Annotated in this window: 21 protein-coding genes; 8 read left to right on the top strand and 13 right to left on the bottom strand. The window is 65.0% G+C overall.

Features of this window, described 5'->3' with window-relative positions; all coding sequences use genetic code 11:
- Nucleotides 1–2: 2 nt before the first annotated feature.
- The 5 genes from fliR to flgB all read right to left on the bottom strand — a co-directional run bounded on the left by fliR (nucleotide 3) and on the right by flgB (nucleotide 2,414).
- Entirely contained in the window at nucleotides 3–773 is a 771-nt protein-coding gene (fliR, locus tag ACVMDN_RS22680; protein ID WP_016844767.1) for a flagellar biosynthetic protein FliR, read from the bottom strand.
- 18 nt (nucleotides 774–791) lie between these two features.
- The gene (gene fliQ, locus ACVMDN_RS22685; RefSeq protein WP_016844766.1) at nucleotides 792–1,055 is read right to left on the bottom strand and encodes a flagellar biosynthesis protein FliQ; all 264 of its coding nucleotides are present in this window, start codon (nucleotides 1,053–1,055) and stop codon (nucleotides 792–794) included.
- A gap of 145 nt (nucleotides 1,056–1,200) precedes the next feature.
- Complete coding sequence (gene fliE / locus ACVMDN_RS22690; RefSeq protein WP_057018333.1) at nucleotides 1,201–1,512, bottom strand: flagellar hook-basal body complex protein FliE; 312 nt, start codon at nucleotides 1,510–1,512, stop codon at nucleotides 1,201–1,203.
- 26 nt (nucleotides 1,513–1,538) lie between these two features.
- Entirely contained in the window at nucleotides 1,539–1,964 is a 426-nt protein-coding gene (flgC, locus tag ACVMDN_RS22695; RefSeq protein WP_018272466.1) for a flagellar basal body rod protein FlgC, read from the bottom strand.
- A gap of 39 nt (nucleotides 1,965–2,003) precedes the next feature.
- Nucleotides 2,004–2,414: a flagellar basal body rod protein FlgB gene (gene flgB, locus ACVMDN_RS22700; RefSeq protein WP_076825629.1), complete on the bottom strand. Its 411-nt coding sequence runs from the start codon at nucleotides 2,412–2,414 to the stop codon at nucleotides 2,004–2,006.
- 359 nt (nucleotides 2,415–2,773) lie between these two features.
- Here flgB and ACVMDN_RS22705 point away from each other — a divergent pair, with 359 nt between their 5' ends.
- From ACVMDN_RS22705 to ACVMDN_RS22720, 4 genes are all read left to right on the top strand, one after another.
- Entirely contained in the window at nucleotides 2,774–3,715 is a 942-nt protein-coding gene (locus ACVMDN_RS22705; protein WP_253623696.1) for a flagellar biosynthetic protein FliO, read from the top strand.
- On the top strand, nucleotides 3,712–4,464 hold the full coding sequence (gene fliP / locus ACVMDN_RS22710) for a flagellar type III secretion system pore protein FliP (protein ID WP_063709685.1): 753 nt from the start codon (nucleotides 3,712–3,714) through the stop codon (nucleotides 4,462–4,464). Before ACVMDN_RS22705 ends, fliP begins: the two co-directional genes overlap by 4 nt.
- Nucleotides 4,465–4,551: 87 nt before the next feature.
- Nucleotides 4,552–5,439 carry a hypothetical protein gene (locus tag ACVMDN_RS22715; protein ID WP_057018330.1) on the top strand — a complete coding sequence of 296 codons (888 nt, stop codon included), beginning with the start codon at nucleotides 4,552–4,554 and terminating at the stop codon, nucleotides 5,437–5,439.
- A gap of 55 nt (nucleotides 5,440–5,494) precedes the next feature.
- A complete protein-coding gene (locus ACVMDN_RS22720; protein WP_456814614.1) occupies nucleotides 5,495–6,646 on the top strand; it encodes an aminotransferase class V-fold PLP-dependent enzyme in 1,152 nt (383 codons plus the stop codon).
- Here the strand turns inward: ACVMDN_RS22720 and ACVMDN_RS22725 are convergent.
- From ACVMDN_RS22725 to ACVMDN_RS22745, 5 genes are all read right to left on the bottom strand, one after another.
- Nucleotides 6,643–7,884: a YbfB/YjiJ family MFS transporter gene (locus tag ACVMDN_RS22725; RefSeq protein ID WP_253623694.1), complete on the bottom strand. Its 1,242-nt coding sequence runs from the start codon at nucleotides 7,882–7,884 to the stop codon at nucleotides 6,643–6,645. The two genes, ACVMDN_RS22720 and ACVMDN_RS22725, sit on opposite strands and share 4 nt — an antisense overlap.
- A 121-nt stretch (nucleotides 7,885–8,005) precedes the next feature.
- Nucleotides 8,006–8,257, bottom strand: coding sequence for a tautomerase family protein (locus ACVMDN_RS22730; RefSeq protein WP_038385470.1), 252 nt, complete (start codon nucleotides 8,255–8,257; stop codon nucleotides 8,006–8,008).
- Nucleotides 8,258–8,279: 22 nt separating this feature from the next.
- A complete protein-coding gene (locus tag ACVMDN_RS22735) occupies nucleotides 8,280–8,990 on the bottom strand; it encodes an SDR family NAD(P)-dependent oxidoreductase (RefSeq protein WP_168854981.1) in 711 nt (236 codons plus the stop codon).
- An 87-nt stretch (nucleotides 8,991–9,077) separates the two neighbouring features.
- On the bottom strand, nucleotides 9,078–10,043 hold the full coding sequence (locus tag ACVMDN_RS22740; RefSeq protein ID WP_057018326.1) for a LysR family transcriptional regulator: 966 nt from the start codon (nucleotides 10,041–10,043) through the stop codon (nucleotides 9,078–9,080).
- A 25-nt stretch (nucleotides 10,044–10,068) separates the two neighbouring features.
- Nucleotides 10,069–10,305, bottom strand: a complete 237-nt coding sequence (locus tag ACVMDN_RS22745) for a hypothetical protein (RefSeq protein WP_057018325.1) — start codon at nucleotides 10,303–10,305, stop codon at nucleotides 10,069–10,071.
- 300 nt (nucleotides 10,306–10,605) lie between these two features.
- On the opposite strand from ACVMDN_RS22745, the gene ACVMDN_RS22750 reads away from it, so the two are divergent.
- Complete coding sequence (locus ACVMDN_RS22750) at nucleotides 10,606–11,415, top strand: glyoxalase superfamily protein (RefSeq protein WP_375166475.1); 810 nt, start codon at nucleotides 10,606–10,608, stop codon at nucleotides 11,413–11,415.
- Nucleotides 11,416–11,427: 12 nt separating this feature from the next.
- Here ACVMDN_RS22750 and ACVMDN_RS22755 read toward each other — a convergent pair whose 3' ends face one another.
- Entirely contained in the window at nucleotides 11,428–15,255 is a 3,828-nt protein-coding gene (locus ACVMDN_RS22755) for a tetratricopeptide repeat protein (RefSeq protein ID WP_253623692.1), read from the bottom strand.
- Nucleotides 15,256–15,441: 186 nt separating this feature from the next.
- Here ACVMDN_RS22755 and ACVMDN_RS22760 point away from each other — a divergent pair, with 186 nt between their 5' ends.
- The gene (locus tag ACVMDN_RS22760) at nucleotides 15,442–15,732 is read left to right on the top strand and encodes a type II toxin-antitoxin system RelE/ParE family toxin (protein ID WP_253589865.1); all 291 of its coding nucleotides are present in this window, start codon (nucleotides 15,442–15,444) and stop codon (nucleotides 15,730–15,732) included.
- 1 nt (nucleotide 15,733) lies between these two features.
- A complete protein-coding gene (locus ACVMDN_RS22765; protein WP_028339801.1) occupies nucleotides 15,734–16,024 on the top strand; it encodes an addiction module antidote protein in 291 nt (96 codons plus the stop codon).
- Nucleotides 16,025–16,123: 99 nt separating this feature from the next.
- Here the strand turns inward: ACVMDN_RS22765 and ACVMDN_RS22770 are convergent, their stop codons facing one another.
- Both ACVMDN_RS22770 and ACVMDN_RS22775 read right to left on the bottom strand, forming a co-directional pair.
- Complete coding sequence (locus ACVMDN_RS22770; protein WP_253589864.1) at nucleotides 16,124–16,966, bottom strand: c-type cytochrome; 843 nt, start codon at nucleotides 16,964–16,966, stop codon at nucleotides 16,124–16,126.
- Between the two features lie 382 nt (nucleotides 16,967–17,348).
- Entirely contained in the window at nucleotides 17,349–18,566 is a 1,218-nt protein-coding gene (locus tag ACVMDN_RS22775) for a glycosyltransferase family 87 protein (protein ID WP_253623691.1), read from the bottom strand.
- A gap of 569 nt (nucleotides 18,567–19,135) precedes the next feature.
- On the opposite strand from ACVMDN_RS22775, the gene ACVMDN_RS22780 reads away from it, so the two are divergent.
- On the top strand, nucleotides 19,136–20,182 hold the full coding sequence (locus ACVMDN_RS22780; protein WP_253623690.1) for a glycosyltransferase family 87 protein: 1,047 nt from the start codon (nucleotides 19,136–19,138) through the stop codon (nucleotides 20,180–20,182).
- Nucleotides 20,183–20,192 lie beyond the last annotated feature (10 nt).

The following is a 20,192-nucleotide window of genomic DNA, read 5'->3' on the forward strand; positions in this document are numbered from 1 at the left end:
CCCTAATTCATCGGAGCGAGCTGGCGCATGACGCCGAGGAAATAGTCGAGATAGGTGTTCATCATCGCGGCGAGCACGACGCCGAAGATCAGGAACCCGACCATGATCGAGAGCGGCACGCCGACGAAATAGACCTGCATCTGCGGCATCAGCCGCGCCAGCACGCCAAGCCCGATGTTGAAGACCAGGCCGAACACCAGGAACGGCGCGGACAGCTGCAGGCCGATCTTGAAGGCGGCGGAGAAGGCCGAGGTCGCAAGCGCGGCGACATCGCCGGTCGGCATGATCTCGCCCGGCGAGAAGATGCGGTAGCTCTCGCTCAGCGCCGCAATGACGAGATAGTGGCTGTCGGTCGCAAACAGCAGCGTGAGGCCGAGGATGGTGAGGAAGTTGCCGATGATCTGGCCCTGCTGCCCCTGGGTCGGATCGACCGCGGTGACGAAGCCGAGGCCGAGCTGCTGCGCGATCACGGAGCCCGCGACGTTGAGCGCCGACAACGTCACCCGCGCGGTCGCGCCGAGCACGATGCCGATGATGAGCTCATGCACCATCAGGACGCCGAGCGAGGAGATCGACGTCAGGTCGACATGATAGGCGTTGCGATGCAGGGGAAGGATGATCAGCGTCAGCAACAGCGCGATCGACAGCTTGACCCGCGCCGGGATGTTGCTCTCGCCGAAACCGGGCAGCAGCATCACCATCGCGCCCACGCGCGCGAAGACCAGCACGAAGATCGCGGCCAGCGCCGGCAGCAGGGAGACATCGATGCGCATGACCGCGGCATTAGTGCATCAACCGCCGATGATTCGCGATGAAATCCGCATCATGTGGCTGGAGAGCGAGTCCGCCATGAACGGCAGCGCCAGCAGCAATGTGACGAAGATCGCGAGGATCTTCGGCACGAAAATCAGGGTCTGTTCCTGGATCTGCGTCAGCGCCTGGAACAGCGACACCACGACGCCGACCACGAGGCCGACCACCATCAGGGGCGACGACACCACCACGATGGTCCAGATCGCATCGCGCGCCACGTCGAGGGTTTCGGGGCCGGTCATTGTTGAGTTCTCGCTGTCAGTTGTTTGCACTGTCGTTCCGGGGCGATGCAACGCATCGAACCCGGAACCTCGAGATCTTTGATGTGCAATTGCACATCTGAGGCTCGATGCTGCGCATCGCCCCGGGATGACGTCGCAAGCGACGTCAGATCGGCATCTTCATGATGTCTTCATAGGCCTGGATCACGCGGTCGCGCACCGAGACCAGCGTCGATACCGCAACGTCGGTGTCGGCGACCGCCGTCACCACATCCATCACGTTCGCCTTGCCCGAGGTCATCGCCATGGTCTGCGCGTCGGACTTCTTGCCCGCCTCCAGGACGCTGCCGACGGAGTCCTTCAGCAGCGCACTGAAGGATGGGCCGGCGACGGCCTGCCCGGCCTTCTCGGCGCCGCCGCGCTCCATCATCTTGGCGAGGTTGGCGTAGGCGTTGGCGGCGACTGTCGGTGAAGCCATGATTTACGTTCCCTGTTCTTGTTGCGTCAGGACTTGAGGATGTCGAGCGTGCGCTGGATCATCCGCCGCGTCGCGCTGATGATGTTGAGGTTGGCCTCGTAGGAGCGCTGGGCGTCGCGCATGTCGGTCATTTCGACCATCGCATTGACGTTCGGATATTTGACGTTGCCCGAGGCGTCCGCCGCCGGATTGCCCGGCTCGTGCTTGACACGGAACGAAGACTGGTCGGGGCGGATCCGGCCCAGCGCCACGACCTGGGCGTCGAGCGTGCGATCGAGCGTGGAGGAGAAGGTCGGCACCTTGCGGCGGTAGGGATCGCCGCCCGCGGTCTGCGCCGTCGAATCGGCATTGGCGATATTTTCCGAGATCACCCGCATGCGCCCCGCCTGCGCCCGCAGGCCTGAGGTTGCGATGCTCATCGAGCGGGCGAAATCGCTTGTTCCATCTGCCATGGGATCCTCCTGCCGCCGTCAGGCGGGCTAACCCTTGCTCTAGCCCTTGCCGATCGCAGTCTTCAGCAGATGCAGGCTGCGGCTGTAGAGCGAGGTGACGGCCGCATAGTCCATCTGGTTGGCCGACACTTTCAGCATCTGCTCCTCGAGATTGACCGCGTTGCCGGCCGGACGGGTCTGGAACCCGCTCTTGCCGCGATCGTTGTCGAAGCTGTCGGGCGCGCCGGACGCCGCCATGTGGGTAGCGCTGGTCTGCATCATCGGCAGCGTCCCCACGCCGCCGCCAACCGTGGCGCCGGCCCGGTCGAACTTCGGCTCGGCCAGGTCGCGCGGCCGGAAGTTCGGCGTGTCGGAATTGGAAATGTTCTCGGCGAGCACCCGCTGGCGCTCCTGGTGCCACTGCATCTTGGTGCGCAACGCCGACAGGATCGGGAGATCGTTCATGGCCATCGCCGCGGCTCCGTTAACCTCTGGGCTCTTCCGAGGTAGGCAGAATTTGCCCGGTGTATGGTTAACGGGTGGTTAAAATGCCGGACGGATCCGTGGAGAACGCCGCAACTGCGGCCTGCGAGCGCATTTTCGCCACGAATGCTGCGTTAACCAGCACAAACCAAGACAGCGTGGGGCGCTGAGAAGTCGTTTTGGGACAAGCGATTCTTGGTTTATTAATAGAACAGCCGGCTGCAAGCCGCTGGGAATTAAGAAATAAGGCGAATCTCGGGCGCGATTCGCTGCGCAAACCGCACCTATCAATCCGCGCCCGTTGATGGCGAAAGCTGAGGAAGGCCAAGATGGCCGGGGACTCCAATATGCAGGTCATTACATTCGTCTTGGCATTCGTTGTCGTGCTGGCGCTGATCGGCGTGACCGCATGGCTCGTCCGCCGCTTCGCCGGAAACCGCCTCGGGGCCAACGCCAACCGCGGGCGCATGCCGCGCCTGGCGGTGATCGACGCTGCCGCCGTTGACGGGCGGCGCCGCCTGGTGCTGGTCCGCCGCGACAATATCGAGCATCTCCTGATGATCGGCGGCCCCACCGATATCGTCGTCGAGCCGAATATCGTCCGCGCGATGCCCGCGCGCGATCAAATGTCGACCCGCCCCGCTGTCGCAGCCGATGCCGCGCCGCCGCGCGTGGCGCCGCTTCCGGATGCAGCCTGGAACGAGAGCGAAGCCGCCCGCTCCGACAATTTCGACCTTCCCGAGCCGGAGCTGCCGCCGCGTCAGACGCGGCCCTCCTTCGCCGACGAGCTGCGCCGGCCCCCGCCGCCGATCGCCGAGCGTCGCAGCGATCCGCTCGCGGGCTTCACGCCCGAACGCGGCGAGCCGCGGCCCGATCCGATGCCGCCACGCCTGCCGCCGCGCTCCGAGCCGGTCGTCCCGCGTCCGCCGCGTGCCGCCGAGCCGCAGAAGGCACCGCCACCGCTGCGCACAACCGAGCGCGCCGTGACGCCGCCGCCACCGCCTCCCCAGGCACCGCCGCCGGCTGCAACGCAGGCGCCTCCGGCCCCGCCGCCTCCATCGAACGCCGACGCCAATCTCGCCGAGATGGCGCAACGGCTCGAAGCGGCGCTGCGCCGCCCGACCGGCGCCGGCGAGACCGTCGCGCCGCCGGTTGCGCCCGAGGCGCCGCCGGCGCGCCCGCAGCGCAGCGAGCCGCCCGCCCCGCCCGCCGGCGGACAGAAGAGCGGGTTCGAAAATCTCGAGGACGAGATGGCCTCGCTGCTCGGCCGACCGAAGAATCCTTCGTGAGGCCAGGGGCAGTCCCGCGTAGAGTTTTTTTCATCGCTGTCCTGATCGCCGCCGGATCCCTCGCTGATCCGGCGATGGCGCAGGATATCAGCATCAATCTCGGCGGCGGCAATGGCGGCGTGACCGAGCGCGCGATCCAGCTGATTGCGCTGCTGACGGTGCTGTCGATCGCGCCGTCGATCCTGATCATGATGACGTCGTTCACGCGCATCGTGGTCGTGCTCTCGCTGCTGCGCACCGCGCTCGGCACTGCCACCGCGCCGCCGAACTCGGTGATGATCGCGCTTGCGATGTTCCTCACCGCCTTCGTGATGGGGCCGGTGCTGCAGAAATCCTATGACGACGGCATCAAGCCGCTGGTCGCCAACCAGATCGGCGTTGAGGACGCGTTGCAGCGCGCCTCGGTCCCCTTGCGCGGCTTCATGCAGAAGAACGTCCGCGAGAAGGATTTGAAGCTGTTCATGGACCTCTCCGGCGAGCCGCCGCCGGCGACGCCGGAGGAGATGTCGCTGCGCATCCTGGTGCCGGCCTTCATGATCTCCGAGCTGAAACGTGCCTTCGAGATCGGCTTCCTGCTGTTCCTGCCGTTTTTGATCATCGACCTCGTGGTCGCCTCGGTCCTGATGTCGATGGGCATGATGATGCTGCCGCCGGTGGTGGTCTCGCTGCCGTTCAAGCTGATCTTCTTCGTGCTGGTCGACGGCTGGGCTTTGGTCGCCGGCAGCCTGGTGCAGAGTTACGGGGGGTAGCGCCCTGCGAAACATTCATGGCCCGTCAGCTGGATCGGCCACACCGTTGCACTATCATGCGCGGCACCGCATCCAGGGAGCCGCGCCGTGCAGCAGCCATTCGACCGCGCCGCAGAAGATCTCGGCAACGCCATCCATCTCGAACATGTCAACGTGCAGGTGCCGGACCAGCGCCTCGCCACGCTGTTCTACGTCGCCGGCATCGGGCTGACCCGCGATCCCTATCTGATGGTCTCCGACAGCAACATGTGGGTGAATGTCGGCCGCAGCCAGTTTCACCTGCCGAGCGGCCGCCAGCAGGTGCTGCGCGGCCACACCGGCATCGTGATCGCCGGGCGGCAGGCCCTGCTGCAGCGGCTCGCCGCGGTCGCGCCCAAGCTCGAGGGCACCGCGTTCAGCTATCGCGAGCGCAATGATCACGTCGAGGCCATCTGCCCCTGGGGCAACCGGCTACGCTGCTTTGAACCGGACGCCAAACGGTTCGGGCGCATCGCGCTCGGCATGCCCTATGTCGAGTTCGAGGTGCCGCGCGGCACGGCTGAGGCGATCAGCCGGTTCTATCCTGAGATCCTGGGCATCCCCGCCAGCGTCGTAAACGGCGATGGCGTCGTCGCGCGCGCAAAAGTCGGCAAGGATCAGTATCTGCAATTCCGCGAGAGCGACGCGGCGCAGGGCGAATTCGACGGCCATCACATCCAGATCTACATCACGGACTTCTCGGGCCCCTACCAGCGACTGCGCGAACGCAATCTGGTCTCCCGCGAAGACAATCAATACCAGTACCGCTTCTGCGATATCGTCGATCCGGCCGACGGCCGACATCTGTTCACCGTCGAGCACGAGGTGCGCAGCGCCACGCATCCGATGTTTCTGCGGCCGCTGGTCAATCGCAATCCGGCGCAGACCAACCGCACCTTCGCCAACGGCTATGACCAGGCGCCTTGGGCGATGGGGCCGGACCAGTATGACGGATGAGCGCGCGCTCTTCGGCGTCACGTCATGATCCGCAAATTCCAGCAAACGAGACGACATGCTTCCCTCCCAGCGCCATCTGTTCGATGTTCCACGCGAGGTCTGCTACCTGAATTCGGCGTCCTACAGCCCGCTGCCGCTGAAGACGCTCGATGCCGGCCGCACAGCGGTCGGACGCAAAAGCCAGCCCTGGACCATCGATCCCGGCTTCGCCGGCCGCCAGCATGAGCGCGCCCGTAGCGCGGCGGCCCGCCTGATCAATGCCGCACCTGACGATGTCGCGCTGATCCCCGCGATCAGCTACGGCGTCGCGACGGTGGCGAAGGCGCTGAGCATTCCGCGCGGCACCCGCGTCGTCGTGCTGGAGAACGACCATTCCTCGCCGGTCCTCGAATGGCACGCCCGCGCCGAGGCGCAAGGGTTCGTCGTCGACACCGTGCGCCAGCCCGCCGACGGCGACTGGACATCGGCATTGCTTGCAACGATCGAGCGGCCGGGCGCGCCGCCGGTCGGCCTCGCCTCGATCTCCTCGGTGCACTGGTCGGACGGCGGCATGATCGACGTCGACAAGGTGCAGGCCGCGCTTCGGCAGCACGGCGCAATGTTCGTGATCGACGCGACGCAGAGCGCGGGTGTCGTGGCGATGGACGTGACGAGGCTCGACCCCGACGCCGTGATGTTTCCGACCTACAAATGGCTGATCGGCCCCTACGGGCGCGCCTTCCTCTACATTGCAAAACGCCACCAGAACGGCGTGCCGCTGGAGCAGACCTCCAGCGGCCGCCGCAACGTGAACTCCGAGAATCCGGTCTATTTCGGCGATCTCGCCTATGTCGACAACGCCACGCGTTACGACATGGGCGAGCGCGATCATTTCATCACGCTGGAGATGGCCTCGATCGGCATCGAGATGATGGCGGAATGGGGCGCCGCGGCCGTCAGCGCGCGGCTCGCGATGCTGAACGAGCGGATCGCGGACGGCGTGCGTGACCTCGGGCTCAACGTCCCGGCGCGCAGCGTGCGTGCGCCGCACATCCTGAGCCTCGGCATGGCGGGCGGCATCCCGAAAGAACTTATCGCGCGGCTCGCCGCCGAGAACATCCATGTCGCGCTGCGGCTCGGCCGGATGCGGATCTCGCCGCACGTTTTCAACGACGAGGCCGATGTCGATCGCCTCGTCGCGGTCTTGACCAAAGCGCTGCGCGGTTAGCCGGACTTGTGCCGCAGTCCGACGACGCCGAACAGTTCGATCGCCAGCGCGACGACCACTCCGGCCGCGCCGATCACGAACAACAGCGCATAGTCGCCGCCGCTGTGCGCGAACAGATACGACAGGCCATAGGCGCCCGCCGCCTGGAACAGCGCGAAGGTCGTGGTGGCCTGCGCCCAGGCTGAACGCTGGCTCGCCGCGGAATGCGGGATCAGCTCGTGGATGCGGCCGATCACCAGCGGCACGATGCCGGGCGTGAAGCCGCCGACGATCAGGCTCGACACGATCAGCGCGGCAGGCGATGTCGTCACGGCGGGCAGCGCAACCGCAACGGCCTCGATCAGGAACGCCGCGCGGAGCGCCGCGGCGAAGCCGGCGCGATCGGCGAGGTGTCCCGTGAGCAACGGTCCGACCACGGCGCCAATGCCGTACAGCACCCAGTAATGCGATCCCGCCGCGATGCCCTGCCCAAGCCCGCGGGCGACGAAATCGACCAGGAACACCATGTGCGGCACCAGCGCCAGCGCGTTGAGGCCGTATTCCAGGCAGAGCGCGATCACCAGCGGCGAGCGCAGGCCATGCGACGCGACGGGCTGTTCGACCACGCCACGTGCGGCGGGAGCTTCGGCGGGCCACGCCTTCCAGCTGACCAGTGTCAGCACCGCCGACAGGACGCCAAGGCCGTACCAGGCCTGCTTGACGCCCTGTTGCAGCAACAGCGGCACCAGTGTTCCGGACGCGGCGACGCCGAGGCCAACGCCGGCAAAGATCACGCCGCCGATCAGGCCGCGCTTGCTGGGCGCGGTATGCGGCAGGATTGCCGTTGCCGCCAGCACCATGATCACGCCGCCGCTGACGCCGGCGAGAAAGCGAAAACCGAAGAACCAGATGAAGGAGATCGGCACCGCGCAGGCAAAGCAGGTGATGGCGGCCAGCACCATCATGCCGCGCAGCGCCCACACCGAGCCGATGCGCGCGCCGAGATCGCGGGCGAGCAGCGCGCCGGCGAGATAGCCGGCAAGGTTGGCGGCACCGAGATAGACCGCTTCCGCCGGAGTGAACCACTTTGCGGCGATCAATGCCGGGATCAACGGCGTGTAGGCGAAGCGCGCCAGTCCGAGCCCGACCAGCGAGGCGCACAGCCCCGCGGCCGCGGACAGCCATAGCGGCTCGCCGGCATCGAGGCGCGGCTCGGCGTGATGGCGCCGGTGGTGATCGACATTGGCTGACATGGACATCGCAGTAGGCCCTCCGGCCGTTCATGAAAAATGATTAGTTGCGATCGCAGCAATCGCTCACAGCGATCACGGCTCACCTCTCCCGATTGGGAGAAATGCACATTCGGTTTGGGGGAAGCCTTCAGCGGGAAGATTTGGACGCCGCAGCTGCAGCGAGCTTCTTGCGATAGTCCAGCGCGGGCAGCCCGCCCCAGCCCCAATTATCGGTATCGACTTCTTCGATGATGACGAAGGTCGACTCCATCGGCTTGCCAAGCACGTCGCGCAGCAGCTCGCTGGCGCCCTTGATCAATGCAGCCTTCTGCTCCGGCGTGGTGGACGACGCCCCCGGCGCCGTCCCCTCACGCGTGACCTGGATGGTGACGATAGGCATGGCACTCTCCGGATCGTGCTCGTTAATGACCGGCGCTCTGGCCGCCGTCGACATGCAGGATCTCGCCGGTGACGAAGCCCGCGCCTTCCAGGAACAGCACGGCGTCGACGATATCCTTGGCTTCACCCATGCGTCCTACCGGATGCTGCTTGGCGAGGAAGTCGTGCGTCGCCGGCGCGTGCATCGGTGTCCTGATCACACCGGGAGAGACCGCGTTCACGCGGATGCCCTTGGCGGCATATTCGATGGCGAGCGACTTGGTCGCGGCGTTCAGGCCGCCCTTGGTCAGCGAGGCCAGCACCGAGGGCACGTTGCTATTGGCGTGATCGACGAGGCTGGTCGTGATCTGCACGATATGTCCGGAGCCCTGCTTCTCCATCTCCCTGGCGGCGCGCCGGGTGATGTAGAAGAAGCCGTTGAGATTGGTCGCGAGCACCTGCGCGTAGTCCTGGTCGGTGTAGTCGGTGAACGGCTTGGCAAGGAAGATGCCGGCATTGTTAACCAGCGTGTCGATGCGGCCGAAGCGCCCGAGCGCCTGCTTGACGATGCGGTCGGCAACTTCGGGATCGCCGATGTCGCCTGTGACGGTCAGAACGTCGCTGTCGGTCGACGGCTTGATGCTGCGGGAATTGGCGACGACGCGCCAGTTGCGGTCGCGATAGCCCTTGACGATGGCCTCGCCGAGGCCCTGCGACGCACCGGTGACGATGGCAACCTTCTGCTCTGCACCCATGTTCTCTCTCCATCTGCTGCTGAAGCGACCCAGCGCCGCTTCGATGGAGAGGAAGCTAGATACATCCGCTTTCCGCGCGAATGCCCGCTATTCGGCAGACACTCTTCCGCGGCGCGAACGAATGGCGCCAGCCCTGCTGGCCTCGCGCGACAGCCGCTCGAAATAGCCTTTCAGCCGCGGCGTCGCGAAATCGACGAAGGCGCGCACCTTGGGCACGTCGAAGCGACCCTGCGGCGCCAAAAGATGCACCGGCAGCGGCGGATGCTCGTCGCCGGCGAGCAGGATCTGCAACCGCCCGTCACGGATTTCCTCGGCGATGTGATACGAGAACAGCCGGGTGACGCCGTGTCCTTCGCTGGCGGAGGCCACCGCCGCGCGCACGGTGTTGACGACCAGCCGCGGCATGAACTGGACCGCGCGCGCGATCTTCGACTTCGCGGCCGGCGGGAAGCTCCAGGAGTCGAGCCCGAAATGCGTCATGGCGATGATCTGGTGCTTCGCCAGATCAGCCGGCTCGGCGATCAGCGGATGCTGCGCGAGATAGCCGGGCGATGCCGCGACCACGCGGCGTACCTCGCCGAGCTTGATCGCGATGAAACTGGAATCGGCGAGATGGGCGATGCGCAGCGCGACGTCGATCCCCTCGTCGATCAGATTGACGGTGCGGTCGAGCATCACGAGCCGCACCGACACCGCCGGGTAGTCCGTCATGAAGGCATCGAGCACCGGCCGCAGCACGTCCTCGCCGACCACGACGGGCGCGGTGACGGTCAGCGTGCCGCGCGGCACTGACCGCTCGCCGCCCGCCGAGATATCGGCTTCCTCGAGCTCGCCGAGGATACGACGGCATGCGGCCGCATAGCGCTGGCCGGCATCGCTCAGCTTCAGCGAGCGCGTCGTGCGATGTAGCAGCTCGGCGCCGACATGATGCTCAAGGAAAGCGATCGCCCGGCTGACCGCCGCCGGCGAGCGCCGCAGTTTCCGCCCGGCACCGGCGAGGCTGCCCTCGTCGACCGCCGCAACGAAGACCTTCATGGCGTCGATGCGGTCCATCGATCCCCCCGCTTCGCGGTCGCCGTTACTCCTTCACGTCATACTGCTTGCTGAGATGGTCGCCGATCTGCACCAGCATCGCGACGCATTCGGGATAGCCGGGCCTCGCCACCGTGGCGTCATCGGCGCTGGCGCGAAACTCCCAGCTGTCGCCGTCGCGCAGCACGGAGATGTCGATGCCGTCGGGGCAGTCGGCATGGGCCTTCAGCTCTGCCCGCGCCATCGCGATCAGTTCGGCTTCGGTCTTGATCGGCTTGCTCATGTAACGACGTCCTCCCGGCGCTGCGCAACGGACGCCATGGTTGCCGATTTGACGGCAGGATGTCGAGAGCACGCGTGCGATCACAACCAGTTGCAATTGACAAAATGCTCGTCCCCGGCGAACATTTGGCAGGGTCGATACCACCCGCCGCTTGCACCCCACCCGGGGACGGTGAAGGTATCAAGCCATGTTTCAGGCTTCCTTTGCCCGCACGAACGGGTCAGCAACGCAAGCCCCTGACGCTCTCCGTTCGTCGATGCAAAGGTTGATCCCATGCGCGACTTTCGTGATGCCAAGGCCATGGCGCAGACGCTGCGCGAAGCGCTCGGCGCCAAATCGATCCCCCTCACCCACAGCGACAGCCTGGAGCTGATCGCCAAACTGTTCGGCCAGCGCGACTGGAACACGCTGGCGGCACGGATACAGGCCGCCGGCGGATCCGCCGATGTGCCGGCTTCCGCTCCGCGATCGCCGCCGGACGTCGTGCGGCAAGAGATCGCAGTCGCTGCCGCGGTGCTCGACCGCTATGCCGGCTTCTACCAGCTCAGCGAGCAGGCCGTCCTCAGTGTGATGCGCGAGGATCACCACTTGGCTGTACAGCTCACCGGGCAGCGGGCCGTACCGTTCTTTGCGGAGAGCCAGACCGGGTTTTTCGCCAGGGAGGTCGACGCGCAGATCAGCTTTGTCATCGCGGCTGACGGTCAGGCGACGTCACTGATCCTGCATCAAAATGGCGACAAGCCGATGCCGCGCATTGACGCTGCAAGCGCGAAACAGATTGCGGATCGCACCGCAGAGCGTGTGAAGAAACAGTCGCCGGCTCCAGGAACCGAGGCCGCGCTCCGCCGCCTGATCGAGGGGGTCGCATCGGGACAGTCCGACTATGCGGACATGGCCCCCGCGCTCGCCGCGGCGACCCGCGAGCAATTGCCACACCTGCAGCCTTTCCTCGCCGACCTCGGCGCGATCGAAGCCACCCGCTTCCTCGGCGTCGGCGCGCAGGGCGAGGATGTCTACAGTGTGCGGCACGCCAACGGCGCCTCGCATTGGCGGATCGCGCTCGACGCCACCGGGATCATTTCGACCGCGTGGGTGTCTGCCGGGCCGTGAGACCCAGCGCGGCTACGGCGCCGCGCTGGCGCGGCGCTCGCCCTTGATCGCCGGCAGCGCGCTCACCGGCGCGACCTTCGGCTTGTCAGTCACCGATCCGGTCGCGACCGGATCGGGCAATGGCGCGCGGGCGGTGGCGTCGGGGAAGCGGGTCTTCATCTCGCGGATGAAGCCGTCGAGCGTGTCGACGCTGGCGGCCATTCGCGCGATCTGGGCGAATTCGGCGCTGGACGTCGCCACCGGCTTGCTGGCCGAGTCGAAGGCGAGCTTGTCGGCATCGCCGGACATCAGCGGCGCGTATTTCTCGCGGAACCGGGACAGCCCGATGGCGTCCTCGGCAAGCGCGTAGCCGACCACGGCGCGGATGATATCGGCCTTCTCGCCCGGATTGAGCGGGGTGAAGTCGCGCCAGCGGTCGCCATAATAGAGCTCGATCTGCTCGGACGCCTCGCGCCAGTGCCGCGACGCCCAATAGATGTCGGAGCGCAGCCGGATTGCCTCACGGCCGGTGATGTTCGAGATGATGTCGAGCGCGAGATCGTGCCGGCCAACGTCGCTCTGCGCGCGCGCCTCGAGCAGCAGCCGCTGCTGGCGCAGCTCGCCGGAGAGATCCGCGATCCGCGTCGAGCGCAGCGCGGCAATGGCGCGGTCGGGCTTGCGGTTCATCAGATAGACCATCGCAAGGCGCGCCGCGACCTGGGCGCGGGCCGCGCCTTCAAGCCGCTTGTCGACCTGGTATTGCAGGAGGTCGGCGGCCTGGTCGAGCAGATCGACGCCGACCAGGCGGTCGGCGAGACGGCGGATCATCTCGTCGCCGCGGCGGCCGATCGGCGTCAGTTCGCGATATTCGTAGAAGGTGCCGAGCGCATCGATCGGCGACATCTCGTCGCCCCTGGGGCCGAGGTAGAGCTGCACGAACAAGGCCGAGGCGCCATCCTGCGCCTGGCGCGATTCCGGCGCATTCGGCTGCAGCCGGGTCGCCGCACGCGTCACCGCGAAGGCGTCGGCATAGCGCGTCGTCTCGGCGTAGATCTTCGACAGCACATACAGCGTCTTCAGCTCGATATTGTCGCCGCGCCACAGCATCGACAGCAACTCGAGCTCCTTCAGCACATCGTCGCGGCCGATCTCGCCGCGCTTCTGCTTGAGCAGCGTCTCCAGCAACCTGCCTTCGGCGGCAGCCTGGCGATCGGCCGAATTGGCGGCGAAGCGATAGGCGTCGAGCGCATCCTTCTCCTGGCCGAGCGCCTCGGCCAGCCGGCCGCGCAGCACCGCAACCGCGGGCTTCAGTTCGCCGGGAACGCCGACTACGTCGAGATCGCTCTTGCGCCGCGCGGCGCCGGCATAGTCCTTGACCTCGAGCGAGGCCTTCATCGAGTCCATGGTGACGATGCGCTGCAAATCGGGCGGCAGCGTCGCCACCGCGAATTCGGCGTTCTTGAACTTCTCGCGCGCCTCGGCCCATTTGCCCTCGCGGGCGAAGGCGAGCCCCTTCCACAATTGGGAATCGTAGCCGTTGCCGATCACGGGATTGGCGAGATCCTTGAGGCCCTGCGCCGGGTGGCCGATCAGGATGCTGGCGACCGCGTGCACCATCACCACCGACGCCGTCTCGCTGCCGCGCTTGCTCTCGGACAGGATCAGATTGGCGACACCATGGGCTTCCTGGTACATGCCGCGCGCCATGTAGAAGTCGGCGAGATCGAGCCGCGCCTGCGGCAGCTGCTCGGCATTGGCCGACGCGGTCGCCGCAATCAGGCCGTCGAGCTGCTTGAGGAACGTGTCTGACTGGTTCTTGCGCCACTCGTCCGGATCGAACAACGGCTTCACCGCCGCGGTCGCGCGCTCGGCGGCGACGTCGGCCGATGACAGCGTCAGGCCGCCGGGCCGGCCCAGCATCACCTTGTCGGCGCCGACCTCGGCCTTGACGTCGTCCGCGTTCGGATGAACCACGACGCCGTGGATCGATTCCAGCAGCGAGAGCTCGACGAAATCCTGCCGCTTGATGATGCCGCGGGTCGGCGGCGGCGCGGTCACCACCCAAAGCGTATCGCCGGCATCGGGATCGACCAGTCTGTGCAGCTGGCCGGGATTGGCGAGCGGTACGCTGACATTGGCGAGCGAGGGCTCCGAGATGTTGCGCACCACAGTGAGCGGCAATGGCGGTTTCTGCACGCGGTCGGCAAAGGTCAGCGTCCAGCTCACGCCGCGCGAGCGGTCGTCGCTTTCGAGCGACGGCATCTGCGGCCGGTTGAGGCGGAAGCGCACCGCCTGGCCTTTCTCCAGCGCGATCCGGCTGACATCTGATATCAGCGAGCCGGCCTTGGCGCGGACCGGATCGACGTCGATTGCCTCAGCCGTGTCGAACACCATCCAAACCGTGTCGGCGCGGCGGAACAGCGCCGCCGGCGTCGCGCCGGGGAATGAGAACGTCACGCGCAAGCCGTCGCTGTCGCGCTGGGCCTCGACCGCGGGCTTGCCGCCGGCACGGGCCTCCGCAGCGGGCGGCGATGGCGCCGCAGCCGCCTCCGGCGCTTCCATCGCCGGCGCGGCGGCGACAGCAGGCACCGGTCGTGGTGCGTCGGTCACGGGCGCCGTGTTCTGTTCCGCCGCAGAGCCGGCACCACCGTCGTGCGGCGGGGTCGGCGCAGCAGCGTTCTCGGCGTTGGCCGCAGGTGCCGCCGCGATTTTCGGCAGCTCGGGATCGGACGGTTCCGATCGGGGCTGCTCCGTTTTGGCGGGCGCGGCCGCCGGTTGCTCGCTCGTGGCTTGCTCCGGCTTGAGCGGCTCGGAGCGCGGCGGTTCGGACTTGGCAGACTCGGACTTGGCAGGCTCGGACTTCGCCGTCTCGGATTTGGACTGTTCAGGCTTGATCTCGATCTTGGCCTGCTGGGCGATGCTTTCCGACGTCACCGGCGCGATCGCCGCGGCGCCTTTTGGTTTGGCGCGCGGCGTCGGCAACAATGAGCTCAGCGAGGGCTTTGCCGCCTGCTGCTCGTTCTGCTGGAAGGCGACGTCGACGATGTAGTTCTTCTCGTCGCGGAACGAATGCACGTCGACATCGCCCATCAGCGACACGTCGACTGCCGACGTGTCCGTGTCGGCGCGCGCGCTGATCGACGCGACATTCGGTGGGGCGGCGACCTTGGCATCGGCAAGGTCGAAGGTCAGGACCGAGTTGAAGGACAGTGTCAACTTCTGCTCGTTCAGCACCGAGGAGACACTGACCCCGTCGGGCACCTCGAACACGAAACGGACGAAGGTGGGTTGCACCAGCGCGCGAACCCGCACCGGCGGCTTCTTCTTGGCGGCGTCGGCGGCACGCTGCATGCGCAGCAGGCGCTCGGCGGCGCGGGCGCGCTCGGCAAGCTCGCGGATCACCTCCTGCGGCAGCGACGGCGGCGGGCCGGTCCAGCTGTCGGGCAGGAAGTCGATGAAGATGCGCTCGCCGGCGGTCATGGTGTTGATGGAGACGCGGCGCGCCAGCGACAGACGGATCGCCGAGCCGTCGGGATCGCGGCGCGCGGCGCCGACATAATCGGGCACCGCATCCTGCAGTTTCTCGACGGGGATATCGACCGGACGTTTGAAGCGGATCACGATGATCGAGCCGGCGGTCGTGACCTCCGATTCGACATCCTCCTTCAGCTTCAGCACCAGCCGGGCATAGCCGTTCGCGGCAGAGAATGTCGCCTCACCTGGCACCGCGTCTTCGGCCCGCGCCGCAGTCGGATAGGTAAGGGTTGTAAGCGCAAGGGCGGTGGCAAGCAGGCATAGGCGCGCGGTCCGCGCCCAGGCGCGGCCTAGCGACCATGTTCCAGCGGCAGCCGTTCGCGCCATCTCGAAACGTTTTCTCGGGACCCCAGCCATACCAAGCGCGAAGCGCCCTCGCCCACGCTTCCCGATCTTGGATCGGGCGGCGTTAAGGAGCTGTTAACGTCAACGGATTGTTTCGGACCGGCCCCTGCCACGGAATGACTGTGTACTATAGTTGACAACTCGACCGCGTTGTGTATGATAATACACATGATCCAGGTCGTTCAGACCGACGCTTTTGCGCACTGGCTCAACTCGCTAGCCGACATAAAAGCGGTCGCCCGGATCGGCGCACGCATCCGGCGTCTCGAACTCGGAAATCCAGGCGATGTGAAATCGGTGGGCGAAGGCGTGAGCGAGATGCGGATCGATTACGGCCCCGGCTACCGGGTATATTTCACGCGTCGAGGCAAAACCATCGTGCTCCTGCTCTGCGGTGGCGACAAGCGAACCCAAAGCAAGGACGTCAAGGCGGCCCAGAAGATGGTGAAGGAGATTTGAGATGCCGCTCAAGACCACCAAGTTCGACATCAAGGATCATCTGAAGACGCTAGAGCAGCAGATCGCCTATCTCGAAGCGGCGCTGGAAGAGGACGATCCCTCGTTCATCGCGACAGCTATCGGCGACATCGCCAGAGCTCGCGGCGTATCGCAGTTTTCGCGCGAAACTGGCTTGAGCCGCGAAGTAATCTACAAGTCATTCCGGCCCGGCGGCAATCCGACTATTGAAACCCTGAACAAGGCGACAAAAGCGCTCGGTTTGAAGCTGAAGCTTGTTCCGAGCGCCGCCTAGCTGCGCAGATAGCGGCGCGCGCTATCCTCGCAGAATTGGAGTCAGCCAGGGGCCCGCTGCGCGGCTGTGACCGGACAGGAATTGGCCTTGCAACGAGCCTTACTCCGCGCTGCCGGGTACCGTGCGCAAATACGCCACGATGGCATCGAGGTCATCTGAACTGATCCGGGCGTAGTAGTGGTATCCCATCGGTCGACCGAGACGGCTGCCGTCGCGGCTGACACCGTCGGTGATCGCACGCTTGATCTCGTCGTCACTCCATGCGCCGATCCCATTGGTCTTGTTCTGCGTGATGTTGCGTGAAACCGAGATACCCCACGGCCCGGAGAATTTGACGCCACCCGCGCCAAGACTGCTCTTGTATTCTCGTCCCCTCGGTCCAATCGGCGTATGGCACGCCATGCAATGCGCGATCGTGACGAGATAGAATCCCTTCTGCACCTTGTCGCTCATCATCGGTTCGGCGAATGGGTTCTCGCCGCCCGGCGGAACGTTCTCGACTTGAGGCACCTTGTAGATCGGATCGGGCACCTTGTTGTGGACCGGCGTGATCGTACGCAAATATGCGACGACCGCGTCGAGATCATTTTCCGTCAGGATGTGATAGAAGCTGGTCGGCATGATCATCGCGGTATGCACGCCCTTTGGGGTTTGCCCGGTCCGCAGCAGTTTCTTGATATCGGCGTCGCTCCAGCTTCCGATGCCTGTTTCCTTGTCTTGCGTGATGTTGGCGGCATGCACTGTGAACGGCGGCTCGTCCCAGTATCCCCCGCCCGAGAACGCCTTCTCCAAAACATCGCCGTTCGGTCCCTTGGGCGTGTGGCAATTGCCGCAAGCCAGAATGCCGTTGACAAGGTAATCGCCCCGCTTGACGAGTTCGGATTGGGCCCATGCCAGATTGGTGGTGGCGATGACGACAAGCATCATGAACAGGCTACGCATATCGGTTTCCTCGAAATTTCTTGGTGATGAAAAATTCAATTTCTGATCGGGCGCAGCTTCGCGCCCGGCACAAGAGCATTCAATCAATCAACTCAAGCGGCGGTCCATGCGATCGCAATCGCGGAAGGCTCCAAAACAGCGAAGTCACGCTGGCCTTCCTCACGCCAATGCTAGACCCGCATCAAGCACTTTGGCAATGTCCGCGATGGCTCGGTTGCAATGGCCTTGGCGCCGCCAGCGTTGTTCTTCGCCCTTACTCCCGCGCCAATGGCAACGCGACTGATTTATCGCGGCGGTGGATGCTCCGCCGGATCAAAGCCCAGCAGCCCAGCGCTGGACACTCCCCGCGATGTTACGGAGGTCCGCGTGAGGTGCTCCGAACTCAGACCGTCGCGACCTCTCGTTCGCCATGCGCCGCTTGCCGCGTCTGCATGCTCTCCCGGACCAGCAACCAGCAGAACAGGATGATCACCGGAGAACCAAAAGGCAGCGGCTTCACGACCGACAGCTGATAGAGGACAGGTAGGTAGAAGACCATCGGCGCGAGAAACGTCACGCCAAGCACCATTTTCGACCAGGCCGGAAAGCCGACCTTCAACCACTCGCGGAGCATCCAGGCCAGCGGCAGCGCCATGATGAGCATGTCGTAGAACAGGCAGAACGGCGTAATCAGAAGGCAGGTGAGCACGATGATCGAGCGTTCAGTCGCAGCACTGATCTTTTGACGCAATATCCAGACCAGCACACACGTCATGCCCAGCGCCACGAGGCCGTGAATGATAAAGGCCGTGTTGACGCCGGCGCCGAGCAGGCGCGCTGTCGCGTACGCGCTCTGCAGCAATGAAAACTCGACGTCGCCGTTCTCCAGAGCCTGACGGGCCGAGTGAGAGACGTCGAGGAAGTTGAGCCATGTATCGAGGCCGAACAGCAGCGCGGACAGCACGACGAGCGAAATCGACGACAGGCCTGCCCAGATCAGCGTGCGCCAGCGACCTGTGACGATCAGGGCGATCGGCACGGCCAGCGCCAAATGCGGCTTGATCACCATCAGCCCGAGGATCGCGCCCGCGAGCTTCGGCCTCCGGTCCATGATGTTGAGACCGCACCCAAGGATCGATGCCGTCAGAAAGGCGTTCTGCCCCGCCACGGCATTAAGATAGACCGGCGCATAGGCAAGGATCGCGACCAGGCACCAAGGCGTTCGCAAGATACGCCAGATCACCGCGGCGAACGACGCCGCCGTCATACCAATGAACACGAACAGCGAGGCGAAATACGGCGCGAGCGCGAGCGGCACGCACAAAAGCAGCATCGTCGGCGGATAGAAGAACGCCTCGTAGCCCTCTCGCAGGTATGGAGCTTCCGCGAGCAGATGCAATTCGGGCACATAAACCTCGGCGGGATGCCCGGCCAACACCTGGAGCGACGCGGCCCAGAAGGTCAAAAAGTCCGAGCCGAGCAGAAAGTTATTCGCGCCATAGCCGCCATCGCGGTAAAACAGCAAAAGCGACCTCGCAAGGGTCAGCACCAGCACAATTGCGATGCCACTCACGTATAATCGGGCGCGCGGCGCGGTGAGCCATGGCATGTCTTTCAGCATTGGCAATTCCCAAAACACCACCTTGAGACATAGCGACTTCAATTCCAGAATGACAAATCGGTTGCAACTTAACGCTACCGTTTAAGGCTACCATAACCGGCGTACACTTCTCGGCGTCGATAGGCGTTTGGCTTCGCGGAGACCTCGTCGAGCCCACACCATCGGAGGCGGCGAACATCCGCGTCTGCCAGCCGGCACATGGCGCTGCAGCGCCTACCGGACGGCGCCGGCTTCGGCCTTTGCACGAGAGGATTAACCTCGATCCACCGGGCATCCGCGGAACTTCCAGCGATTAACCCAACGCCGCAGGGAGATCGGCCACTCGCTTGCGCCACCGCCAGTTGCGGTATACAACCGCTTGCATTTCAAGCAATTCTTAGTTTCTGGCAGTTTCATGAACGGATTTGGAATGGTGCGCGCCCGTGCGGAGCGCAGCGGATACGACCGTGCATTGGCCATTGCCTGCCTCATTGTGTTGGTGCTTTACGCTGTACTGCGTGTTACCGAAAGTCGTTGACGGTACCGGCGCGACCGGGCTCGACTTTTCGTGCTTTTGGAGCGCGGGGAAAATGGCCCTCGATGGCCATGCCGCCACCGCCTACGATTGGCCGCGGTTGCGGCAAGCGATCATTCAAATACATCCCAGCTTGAACGACGCTCCGTTCCCCGTTTACGAAGTACCGATACCGTTTTTCTACCCGCCGTTTTTTCTCTTTGCGGCGGCACTGCTGGCACTATTGCCGTTTCCGACCGCGTTCTGGATCTGGAGCACCGCAAAGCTGCTGTGCTGGGCGCTCGTTGTTTCCGCCATCCGGCCGCGCTTCGCCGTACTGCTGCTGGCATTCGGCGTGCCGGCCGTCCTGTACGATTTCATCGTCGGCCAAAGCTCCTTGCTGGCGGCATCGCTGCTCGGCGCGATTCTGCTGACGCTGGACCGGCGTCCGATCGTCAGCGGCTTCCTGATCGCGCTGCTGATCTTCAAGCCGCAATATGGCGTCCTGCTTCCCCTCGTTTTGATAGCTACTGGACGCTGGACCGTCTTCATCACAGCCAGTTTGGTGACACCGGTGCTCTTGCTGCTTACCGGGCTTACCTTCGGCTGGGACACTTTTGAGGGGTTCCGTGAGGCCGCCGTCTTCGCAACGACGCAGTTCCATCTCACCGGCACGCTGGCTTGGTACAAACTGCAGAGCGTCTACGGCGTGCTTCGGTTTGCCGGTTTTGGCTATGGATCGGCTATGGCACTGCACGTCGCGGTCGCTGCGGCAGCCGCGACGTGGACGCTGATCATATGGCGCCGCAATGTCAGCTTCGCCGTCAAGGCCGCGTGCCTGCTCGTCGCGACCCTGCTCGTCTCTCCCTACTTCGCGATCTACGATACGGCGCTACTGGCTCTCGCGATCATCTTTCTCATGAACGCGCCCATGGCCGAACATGGCGCGCTTCTCTCGAATCGCTCCGAACTACGGATCGGGTTCGGCGTGCTTGTCCTGGCGGGGTTTACCTACCCGGTCGCGCTCGTGCCCGTCGGTCCGTTCATGTGCGCGACCCTCGTCGCGATGATATGGATGCGATGCAGGCAACCCGGTGTTAAGTCGGATCTGGCTTACGGCTGACCAGGCCACC

It is taken from the genome of Bradyrhizobium sp. USDA 4510 (assembly GCF_054059095.1).

Coding starts and splice junctions, on each gene's coding strand:
- fliR (WP_016844767.1), bottom strand. CDS start 773: ATGCGCATCGATGTCTCCCTGCTGCCGGCGCTGGCCGCGATCTTCGTG.
- fliQ (WP_016844766.1), bottom strand. CDS start 1,055: ATGACCGGCCCCGAAACCCTCGACGTGGCGCGCGATGCGATCTGGACC.
- fliE (WP_057018333.1), bottom strand. CDS start 1,512: ATGGCTTCACCGACAGTCGCCGCCAACGCCTACGCCAACCTCGCCAAG.
- flgC (WP_018272466.1), bottom strand. CDS start 1,964: ATGGCAGATGGAACAAGCGATTTCGCCCGCTCGATGAGCATCGCAACC.
- flgB (WP_076825629.1), bottom strand. CDS start 2,414: ATGGCCATGAACGATCTCCCGATCCTGTCGGCGTTGCGCACCAAGATG.
- ACVMDN_RS22705 (WP_253623696.1), top strand. CDS start 2,774: ATGCAGGTCATTACATTCGTCTTGGCATTCGTTGTCGTGCTGGCGCTG.
- ACVMDN_RS22720 (WP_456814614.1), top strand. CDS start 5,495: ATGCTTCCCTCCCAGCGCCATCTGTTCGATGTTCCACGCGAGGTCTGC.
- ACVMDN_RS22725 (WP_253623694.1), bottom strand. CDS start 7,884: ATGTCCATGTCAGCCAATGTCGATCACCACCGGCGCCATCACGCCGAG.
- ACVMDN_RS22730 (WP_038385470.1), bottom strand. CDS start 8,257: ATGCCTATCGTCACCATCCAGGTCACGCGTGAGGGGACGGCGCCGGGG.
- ACVMDN_RS22735 (WP_168854981.1), bottom strand. CDS start 8,990: ATGGGTGCAGAGCAGAAGGTTGCCATCGTCACCGGTGCGTCGCAGGGC.
- ACVMDN_RS22740 (WP_057018326.1), bottom strand. CDS start 10,043: ATGGACCGCATCGACGCCATGAAGGTCTTCGTTGCGGCGGTCGACGAG.
- ACVMDN_RS22745 (WP_057018325.1), bottom strand. CDS start 10,305: ATGAGCAAGCCGATCAAGACCGAAGCCGAACTGATCGCGATGGCGCGG.
- ACVMDN_RS22750 (WP_375166475.1), top strand. CDS start 10,606: ATGGCGCAGACGCTGCGCGAAGCGCTCGGCGCCAAATCGATCCCCCTC.
- ACVMDN_RS22755 (WP_253623692.1), bottom strand. CDS start 15,255: ATGGCGCGAACGGCTGCCGCTGGAACATGGTCGCTAGGCCGCGCCTGG.
- ACVMDN_RS22760 (WP_253589865.1), top strand. CDS start 15,442: ATGATCCAGGTCGTTCAGACCGACGCTTTTGCGCACTGGCTCAACTCG.
- ACVMDN_RS22765 (WP_028339801.1), top strand. CDS start 15,734: ATGCCGCTCAAGACCACCAAGTTCGACATCAAGGATCATCTGAAGACG.
- ACVMDN_RS22770 (WP_253589864.1), bottom strand. CDS start 16,966: ATGCGTAGCCTGTTCATGATGCTTGTCGTCATCGCCACCACCAATCTG.
- ACVMDN_RS22775 (WP_253623691.1), bottom strand. CDS start 18,566: ATGCTGAAAGACATGCCATGGCTCACCGCGCCGCGCGCCCGATTATAC.
- ACVMDN_RS22780 (WP_253623690.1), top strand. CDS start 19,136: ATGGCCCTCGATGGCCATGCCGCCACCGCCTACGATTGGCCGCGGTTG.